A 722-nucleotide genomic window follows, 5' to 3' on the forward strand; every position below is an offset into this window, starting at 1 on the left:
TACGGCGAACTGTCGCTCAAGATGATTCGGGATAGCAACGTGCTCATGACCGCCACGCTTATACCGGTGAGTCGGCTGCTGGCAACTGACCAGCCCCAGCTCTTTCATGAGTCTGCCAGCAAGCCAGCGCCCCATCTGGTAGCCTCTCTGGGTTGCCATTGTGGCGATGCTTCTTGCTCCGGCAGAGCCGTGGCTGATGCCATGCAGTTCAAGTACCTGGCTGCGTAATACAGCCCGTCTGCCGTCTGGCTTTTCAGGACGGTTTTTCCAGTATTTGTAGCTGCTGCGATGGACCCCGAACACATGGCAGAGAGTGGCCACAGGATAACGCGCCCTGAGTTTCCCGATTATCGAGAACTGTTCAGGGAGTCTGACATCAAGAGCGCGGTAGCCTTTTTTAATATTTCATTTTCCATTTCAATACGTTGTAGCTTTTTCCTGAGCTCACGGATTTCAATTTGTTCCGGGGTAATGGGGGAGGCTTTTGGTGTTTTTCCCTGCCGCTCATCACGTAATTGTTTCACCCATCGCGTCATTGTGGAAAGGCCGACATCCATAGCGCTGGCTGCATCTGCCACGGTGTAATTCTGGTCAACGACCAGTTGAGCGGATTCGCGTTTAAACTCTGCGCTGAAATTTCTTTTTTTCATTATGGCACCTGTGTTGTTCTGAGGTGAGCATATCACCTCTGTTCAGGTGGCCAAATTCAGTAAACCACTTCA

The 722-nt window shown here is 51.4% G+C and carries 1 pseudogene; it reads right to left on the reverse strand.

Features of this window, described 5'->3' with window-relative positions:
• A pseudogene (locus ACSVHP_RS22970) lies at positions 1-650 on the reverse strand (IS3-like element ISEc52 family transposase); the annotation flags it as partial.
• Between the last annotated feature and the right edge of the window lie 72 nt (positions 651-722).

The sequence above is a fragment of the Enterobacter sp. 186315 genome, assembly GCF_053290175.1.